Origin of the sequence: uncultured Caulobacter sp., assembly GCF_947036865.1 — a bacterium.
Taxonomy (GTDB): Bacteria; Pseudomonadota; Alphaproteobacteria; order Caulobacterales; family Caulobacteraceae; genus Caulobacter.
Map to the genome: position 1 here is coordinate 1 of NZ_CAMQSF010000079.1, position 8,069 is coordinate 8,069.

General features: G+C 70.4%; 8 protein-coding genes and 1 pseudogene. 8 read left to right on the forward strand and 1 reads right to left on the reverse strand.

The features are described from left to right. Positions 1-372 (reverse strand): annotated as a pseudogene (locus Q0V34_RS20295) (hypothetical protein); the annotation flags it as partial. A 199-nt stretch (positions 373-571) separates the two neighbouring features. Here Q0V34_RS20295 and Q0V34_RS20300 point away from each other — a divergent pair. The 8 genes from Q0V34_RS20300 to Q0V34_RS20335 all read left to right on the forward strand — a co-directional run. Beyond that, positions 572-1,819 carry a class I SAM-dependent RNA methyltransferase gene (locus Q0V34_RS20300; RefSeq protein ID WP_297516084.1) on the forward strand — a complete coding sequence of 416 codons (1,248 nt, stop codon included), beginning with the start codon at positions 572-574 and terminating at the stop codon, positions 1,817-1,819. Between the two features lie 17 nt (positions 1,820-1,836). Next, on the forward strand, positions 1,837-2,895 hold the full coding sequence (locus Q0V34_RS20305; protein WP_297516087.1) for a class I SAM-dependent methyltransferase: 1,059 nt from the start codon (positions 1,837-1,839) through the stop codon (positions 2,893-2,895). A gap of 52 nt (positions 2,896-2,947) precedes the next feature. Beyond that, positions 2,948-3,952: an acyltransferase gene (locus Q0V34_RS20310; protein ID WP_297516090.1), complete on the forward strand. Its 1,005-nt coding sequence runs from the start codon at positions 2,948-2,950 to the stop codon at positions 3,950-3,952. 177 nt (positions 3,953-4,129) lie between these two features. Next, on the forward strand, positions 4,130-4,516 hold the full coding sequence (locus tag Q0V34_RS20315) for a YciI family protein (protein ID WP_297516093.1): 387 nt from the start codon (positions 4,130-4,132) through the stop codon (positions 4,514-4,516). Beyond that, a complete protein-coding gene (locus Q0V34_RS20320; protein ID WP_297516097.1) occupies positions 4,513-5,769 on the forward strand; it encodes an RNA polymerase sigma factor in 1,257 nt (418 codons plus the stop codon). The genes Q0V34_RS20315 and Q0V34_RS20320 overlap by 4 nt, the downstream gene beginning before the upstream one ends. A 57-nt stretch (positions 5,770-5,826) precedes the next feature. After that, entirely contained in the window at positions 5,827-6,360 is a 534-nt protein-coding gene (locus tag Q0V34_RS20325) for an SRPBCC family protein (RefSeq protein ID WP_297516100.1), read from the forward strand. Between the two features lie 94 nt (positions 6,361-6,454). Beyond that, entirely contained in the window at positions 6,455-7,540 is a 1,086-nt protein-coding gene (locus Q0V34_RS20330; RefSeq protein ID WP_297516103.1) for a PA0069 family radical SAM protein, read from the forward strand. Positions 7,541-7,683: 143 nt separating this feature from the next. Then, positions 7,684-8,069, forward strand: a 386-nt coding sequence (locus tag Q0V34_RS20335) for a cell wall biosynthesis glycosyltransferase (RefSeq protein ID WP_297516106.1), incomplete at its 3' end; no start/stop codon positions are given.

Consider the following 8,069-nt stretch of genomic DNA (forward strand, 5'->3'; position numbering starts at 1 on the left):
GGGGGGGGGGGGCGGGGGCGGCGGGGCGCGACCGGGGACGCAGGCGGCCGAGGACTTGCCGGCCATCCCGCCGATCACGGCGCCCAGCAGCCCGCCGACCACCGAGCCGTCGGTGCGGTGGCCGCGCGCGGCGATGCCGCTGCCCAGCGCCATGCCGATGGCGCCGCCGGTCAGGGCGCCGCCCGTCGTGCGGTTCGTGGTCGAGCGCTGGCACTGGTCGTAATAGTAGCCCTGGTTGCCGTAATAGGCGCCCGAGCCATAGGCCTGGGCCGAGGCGAGGGTCGGCGTCAGCACGCCGCAGACGAGGGCGGCGGTCACGCCCAGAACGGTCTTCATCTTGGAGGTCCTGCTCTTGGAGGCGATCATGGTCATAAGAGAAGCTTGTCTTTTTAGGGGCGCCTCGTCGGCGCCCACGCCCATCCGTTGATGAGATTTATGGCTCAGCCAAGATGAACGGCGGCTGACCGACATATTCAGCTTCGTTCACGCGCGCGGAATTTCCCCGGAGCCAGACGATTTTGCGCTATGGACGCGGCGAGACGCGCCCGATGACGCGCGACATGGACCTTCGATGCAAGACCTGACGATCACCGCCATCGGCGCGCAGGGCGACGGCCTTTCCCGCGCCGCCGACGGCAAGCCCGCCTTCGTTCCCCTGACCCTGCCGGGCGAGACGGTGCGCGCCGAGATGGACGGCGCGCGCGGCGAGGCCGTCGAGATCCTGACCCCCAGCGCCGACCGGGCGGCGCCGCCGTGCAAGCACTTCGGAACCTGCGGCGGCTGCGCCCTGCAGCACTGGGCGGCCGAGCCCTATCGCGCCTGGAAGGCCGAGCAGATCCGCCTGCAGCTGTCGATGGAGGGTCTCGAGACCGAGATCCTGCCGATCTTCGCCGCCCCCCCGGCCTCGCGCCGTCGCGTCGCGCTGCACGCCCGCAAGGGCGGGAAGGGGCAGGGGGCGCGGCTGGGCTTCAAAGAGCGGCGCTCCTGGAACCTCGTGCCGATCGAGGAATGCCCGGTGACCCATCCACGCCTGGTCGCGGCCCTGCCGGCGCTCGCGCGCTTGGCAGAGCCGTTCCTGGAGCATCCGAAGTCGGCGCCGACCCTGCACGTGACCCTGACGGGCACGGGCCTCGACATCGACGTCACCGGCGTCGAGCGCAAGAGCGGCGGCCTGTCGGCCGACGCCCGCATGCGGGGGGCGATGGCGGCGGGCGAGGGCGACTTCGCGCGGGTGACCCTGGCGGGCGAGATCGTCTATGGCGCGCGCCAGCCGCTGGTGAAGCTGGGCGCCGCCGTGGTGGCCCTGCCGCCGGGCGCCTTCCTCCAGGCCGTGCCGGCGGCGGAGAAGGCGATGGTCGACTTCGCCGTAGCCGAAGCGCAGGGCGCGAGCCGCGTGGCCGACCTCTATTGCGGCGTCGGCACCTTCACCTTCCGCCTCGCCGAGATCGCCTCGGTCCACGCCGCCGAGATGAGCGCGCCGGCCATCGCCGCCCTGAAGGCCGCGATCGGCGCGGCGCCAGGCCTCAAACCGATCACCGCCGAGGCCCGCGACCTCGTCCGCCGTCCGGTGCTGGGCGCCGAGCTGGCCAAGACCGACGTCGTGGTCATCGACCCGCCGCGCGCCGGCGCCGCCGAGCAGACCGTCGAGATCGCCAAGTCCAAGGTCGCCAAGGTGGTCGGCGTCTCGTGCAATCCGGCGACCTTCGCCAAGGACGCGCGCGCCCTGGTCGACGCCGGCTTCCGCCTCGAGAAGGTGCTGCCGGTGGACCAGTTCGTCTGGTCTCCCCATATCGAGCTGGTGGGCGTATTCTCGCGCTGAAGCCGGGGCGAACGAGCATGGACGAGCGGCGGACCAGAGCGGCCTTCACGGTCGACGCGGCGGGCCAGCGGGCCAAGGCGGCGGTCAAGGCCGCCTGGTGGACGGCGACGGGCGCCCTGGCGCGCTCGATGACCCGGCCGACCCAGGGCGAGCAGGCCCGACGCTTCACGCCCACCGCCGCGCCGCCGGCGCCGATGAGCCTGCGCCGCGCCTATCTAGAAGCCTTCGAGAAGGACGCCCGCGACGTGGCCGACGGTCTCTATCCCGCCGTCGAGGACGGCCCCGTCCGCCCCTCGGCCGCGCTCATCGAGGCCGTCGACTTCCTGGCCGACGCCTTCGAGGTCGACCAGCGCCGCCGCCGCGGCGACGGCGTCGAGGTTCGAGGCGCGGTCGATAGTTCAGCCTATCCAACCTATTACCGCCAGAACTTCCACTTCCAATCCGGCGGCTGGTTCACGCCCGAGAGCGCCCGGCGCTACGACGCGCAGGTCGAGGCGCTGTTCTCCGGCACGGCCGGGGCCATGCGTCGACGCGGCCTGTCGCTGCTGGCCAAGCACTGGCGCGCGCGGGATCATCGCGACGCGAAAATCCTAGACGTGGCCTGCGGTTCCGGCGCTTTCCTGAAGGACCTGAAGTCGGCGTTCCCCCGCGCGGCGATCGCGGGGCTGGACCTCTCGCCGGCCTATCTGGCCCAGGCCCGACGGCGAACCGGCGCGGGCGCGGTGCAGGCCAACGTCGAAGCCCTGCCGTTCGCCGATTGCGCTTTGGACGCCGTGAGTTGCGTCTATCTCTTCCACGAACTGCCGCCGCGCGTGCGGCCGGCGGTGGCGGCCAGTCTGGCGCGGGTGCTGAAGCCCGGCGGCGTCCTGGTGTTCGTCGACTCGGTGCAGCCCACCGACACGCCGGACCTGGCGCGCCTGCTGGAGGCCTTCCCGGTCTATTTCCACGAACCCTACTATGGCAGCTATGCCGAGACCGACCTGCCGGCCTTGTTCGCCGAGGCCGGGCTGCGGGTGATCGGCGAGGATCGCGCCTTCCTGACCAAGGCCCTGCTGCTGGAGAAGCCGGCCACCTGAGTTGCGTCCGCCGCCCCGTCCTTTAAGCAAGGACGACGGGCGGGGAGCGGTCTTGCGGGAACAACGGGCGTCGAGACGACGATACGAGGCGCTGGACGGCCTGCGCGGCGTCGCGGCGGTCGGGGTGATGCTCTACCACATCGGCGGCTGGACAGGGCGGCCCTGGCTGGTGAGCCACGGCTATCTGGCCGTCGACTTCTTCTTCTGCCTGTCCGGCTTCGTGCTAGCCCACGCCTATGGCGGGCGCCAGATCGGCTGGCTGGGCTTCATGGGCCAGAGGCTCATTCGCCTGTGGCCGCTAATCGCCCTGACCATGGTGGGCGGCGCGACGGTGATCATCCAGCACCGCGAGCGCGTGCCCGAGTGGCTGGGCCTGGGCCTTCTGATGATCCCCCGCCTGTGGGCCGAGGAGCCGGGCTTCGCGCCGATCTTCCCGTTGAATCCGCCGGCTTGGTCGCTGTTCTTCGAGCTGGCGGTCGGCGCCCTGTGGTTCCCGATGCGCCGGCTGGGCATGCTGGCGCACGTGATGATGATCGTGCTGCTGATCCCGGTGATGGCCTATATCGCCCACGGCATGGGCGGGGTGCTGACCGGCTGGGACCGGGCGACCTTCGTCATCAGCGGCCTGCGCACCGCCTTCGCCTTCCTGCTGGGCTGGGGCTGCTACCGTATCCAGGCCGTGGCCGAACTCAGCCTGCCGGCCTGGGTCCTGGCGCCGGTCCTGTTCGGCGTGTTGAGTTTCCCGTGGACGCCGTTGAACTGGCTCTACGATTTCGTCTGCCTTGGCCTCGTCTTCCCGCTGATGGTGCTGGCCGGACGCGTCGACCCGCCCGGGCTCCTGGGCCGGCTGGCGCGGGTCTCGGGCGCGCTCTCATACCCGCTCTACGCGCTGCACTGGCTGGGCTGGGAGCTGCTGTTGCGCCTGTTCCGCGCCTTGGGCGGCAAAGGCTACCCGCTCGGCTTCGCGGCCGTGGCCATGCCGCTGATCGTGCTCGGCGCTTGGGCGGTGCTGAAGCTCTATGACGAGCCCCTCCGGCGGCGCCTGAGGGCGCTGTAAAAAAGTCTCGGCCCGATGTCGGAAGCGGGCATAGTCCGCCGTCCTAGAGCGTGATAGCCGAAAGTGTAAGCGGTTTCGGCGAGTATCACGCTCTAAATATCTGAATTAGAGCCTGTTTTCCGCTTTCGGATGATCTCATCCGAAAGCGGACAGGCTCTAAGGACTGGAGACCGCCTCATGCTTTACGCCATCCTCTGCTACAACCAAGAAGACGTGACCAGCGCCTGGTCCAAGGCGCACGACGACGAGGTCATGGCCAAGCTGGGCGTCGTCCAGGAGCGGCTGGCCAAGGAGGGGCGTCTTGGCCCCGTCGCGCGGCTGATGCCGACGACCGCCGCGACCACCCTGCGCAAGGACCGCGATCCGCCGCTGGTGCTGGACGGCCCGTTCGCCGAGACCAAGGAGCAACTGCTGGGCTTCTATATCGTCGACTGCGACTCGCTGGACGGCGCGCTCGACATCGCCAAGGACCTGGGCAAGGCCAATCCCGGCGGCTCCTACGAAATCCGCCCGATCGCGCTGTTCAATCCGGGTCCCGCCGGCCAGGAGCCGGCCGCGCCGTGAGCGATCTGGCCTGGATCGAGGGGGCGATCGGCGCCGCGCGGCCCCAGGCCATGGCGGCGCTGCTGCGCTATTTCCGCGACCTGGACAAGGCCGAGGAGGCGTTCCAGGACGCCTGCCTGCGCGCCCTGAAGGCCTGGCCCCGCAACGGCCCGCCCCGCGATCCCACCGCCTGGCTGATCATGGTCGGGCGCAACGCCGCCATCGACGCCGTCCGCAAGACGAGCCGCAACACCGCCCTGCCGCCCGAGGAACTGCTCTCGGACCTGGAGGACGCCGAAGCCGCCGCCGCCGAGCGCCTGGACGGCGCGCACTATCGCGACGACGTGCTGCGGCTGATGTTCATCTGCTGCCACCCGGACCTGCCGGCGACCCAGCAGATCGCCCTGGCGCTCCGGATCGTCTCGGGCCTGTCGGTCCGCGAGATCGCCCGCGCCTTCCTGGTCACCGAGACGGCCATGGAGCAGCGGATCACCCGCGCCAAGGCGCGCATCGGGGCCGGCGACGCGCCGTTCGAGGCGCCGGGGCCGGTGGAGCGCGCCGAGCGCTTCGCGGCCGTGGCCTCGATGATCTATCTGATCTTCAACCAAGGCTATTCGGCGGACCGCGCCGGTGAGGCCAAGGGCGGGCTCTGCGACGAGGCCATCCGGCTGGCGCGGCTGCTGCTGCGCCTGTTCCCGGCCGAGCCGGAGATGATGGGCCTGACCGCGCTGCTCCTGCTGCAGCACGCCCGTGTCGAGGCGCGCTTCACCGCCGACGGCGCGGCGATCCTGCTGGAGGATCAGGACCGAAGCCTTTGGAACGCCAAGCTGATCGGCGAGGGGCTCGCCCTGATCGACAAGGCCATGCTCAAGCGCGCGCCAGGCCCGTATCAGGTGCAGGCGGCGATCGCGGCGCTGCACGCGCGCGCCGCCCGTCCGGAGGACACCGACTGGGCGGGCATCGACGCGCTCTATGCGAGCCTGGAGATCATGCAGCCCTCGCCCGTGGTGACGCTCAACCGCGCGGTGGCGGTCGCCAAGGTGCGCGGACCGGAGGCGGCGCTGGCGATGATCGCGCCGTTGGCGCCGCGTCTCGACGCCTATTTCCACTATCACGGCGCGCGCGGCGCTTTCCTGCTGCAGGCGGGACGCAAGGCCGAGGCGCGGGAAGCGTTCGACCACGCCATCTCGCTGGCCAACACCGCCGCCGAGGCCGCCAGCATCCGTCAGTATCTCGACCGCATCGCCGCCGAGGCGGACAGCGCCGCCTCGTGACAGCTTGGCGCGGGTCGGAAATCATTCGTGAAAAGAGGGGCTAAGGGGGCCAAACTCATGCTGAAGATCATTCTTGTCGCGGTCGTCGTCGTCATCGGCGCGGTTCTGGTGTTCGCCGCGACGCGGCCGAACACCTTCGTCGTCACGCGCACCGCGGTCATCGACGCGCCGCCCGAGGCGCTGGAGGCCATGGTCTCGGACTTCCACCAGTGGAGCGCCTGGTCGCCCTGGGAGAAGATGGATCCGACCATGAAGCGGACCTATGAGGGCCCGGCCAAGGGCGTCGGCGCGGCCTATGCCTGGGTCGGCAACGACAAGGTCGGCGCGGGTCGGATGGAGATCCAGACGGTGACGCCCGGCCGCGAGGTCGGCTTCTCGCTGCACTTCATCAAGCCGTTCGAGGCCAACAACGCCGGCCGCTTCACCTTCGAGCCGCAAGGCGCGGGCGCCAAGGTCACCTGGTCGATGACCGGCAAGAACCCCTTCATCGCCAAGGTGATGGGGCTGATCTTCGACATGGACAAGATGATCGGCAAGGACTTCGAGGCGGGCCTGGCGAACATGAAGGCGGCCGCCGAGAAGAAGGCCTGATCCGCGCGGGACGGCGTCGCGGCGTCGTCCCATCTTCCCGCCGCCGACAGAAAAGTTCTTGTTATGTTCTTGTCGCCGGCGCATAGTCGCGGCCATGGCCGAGGCGATGAAAGCGGGACCGGCTCCGCGCGGGCGGGGCGCGAAATCCAATCGAACCGGACGGTTCGAGGCGCTCGAACGCGAGGCGTTCGATGACGGCTGGGGCGAGGACGCCGAGCCGGGACAGCTGAAGACCCAGCTGCAGCCGATGCGGTCGCGGACGATCATCGCCCGCAACCAGAGCCCGGACGTCGGCTTCGACCGGTCGATCAATCCGTACCGGGGGTGCAGCCACGGCTGCATCTACTGCTACGCCCGGCCGGCGCATGCCTATCTGGGCCTGTCGCCGGGCCTGGATTTCGAGAGCCGGATCTTCTTCAAGCCGAACGCGGGCGCGCTGTTGGAGAAGGAGCTGGCCAAGGCCAGCTACAAGCCGGCCACCATCCATATCGGCGGTGACACCGACCCCTATCAGCCGGACGAGAAGCAGCTGCGGGTGACGCGGCAGGTGATCGAGGTGCTGGACCGGGTCAGCCACCCGTTCACGATCATCACCAAGTCGGCGCTGATCCTGCGCGATCTCGACGTGCTGAGCCGGATGGCGGCGCGCGGGCTGACGCGGGTGGCGATCTCGATCACCACCCTGGACCGGGCCCTGGCGCGCAGCATGGAGCCGCGCGCGGCGACGCCGGGTAAGCGGATCGAGGCGGTGCGGCGGCTGGCCGAGGCCGGCGTGCCGGTGACGGTGATGTTCGCGCCGGCGATTCCGGGTCTCAACGACCACGAGTGCGAGGCGGTGCTGGAGGCGGCGGCCAAGGCCGGGGCGCGCGGCGCGGGCTATGTCGCCCTGCGCCTGCCGCGCGAGATCGCCCAGCTCTTCCAGGAGTGGCTGGAGCACGATCATCCGGACCGGGCCAAGAAGGTGATGTCGCTGGTGCGCCAGATCCGCCAGGGCGAGACCTATCGCTCGGGCTGGGGCGAGCGAATGGTCGGCGATGGGCCGGTGGCGGAGGTGCTGCGCCAGCGCTTCCACGTGGCGGTCAAGAAGTTCGGTCTCGACCAGCCCTGGACCCCGCTGGACGCCAGCCAGTTCACCCCGCCGCGCAACCCCGGGAGCGGGCAGATGGATTTGTTCGGATGAGAAGTCGACACCTCGCCCTTCGACGGGCTTAGGGGAGGTATCGACTGACAGGGCGCGAAGATTGGTCCTCACCCTGAGCCTGTCGAAGGGCTAGGACCACGCAAGGCCTTGACCCGATCGCGCTCCCTGGCGAAGCAGGGGCCATGATCTCCGTCGTGCTCGTCGCCTCCGAGGACCTTCAGGGCCTGGCCGCCCAGCTGGCCATGCTGGTGCCCGCCGCCGTGGACGGCCTGATCAAGGAGGTGGTGCTGGTCGCGGATGGCGAGCCCGGCGTCGAGGCCCTGGCCGAAGACAGCGGCGCGCGTCTGGTGACGACCCCGGGCGATGTCGCCGCCCGCCTGGCGGCGGGCGTCGCGGCGGCGCGCGGCGACTGGATCCTGACCCTGCGCGCCGCGCCGCTGCTGCGGGAAGGCTGGCGCGAGCCGGTCGAGAAACACCTGGCCGGCGGCGGGGGCGCGGCGGGGGTGCTGATGGCGCCGGGCGGACTGCTTCGCCGGCTCTGGGCGCGTGAGCATGGCGTGCTCACGCG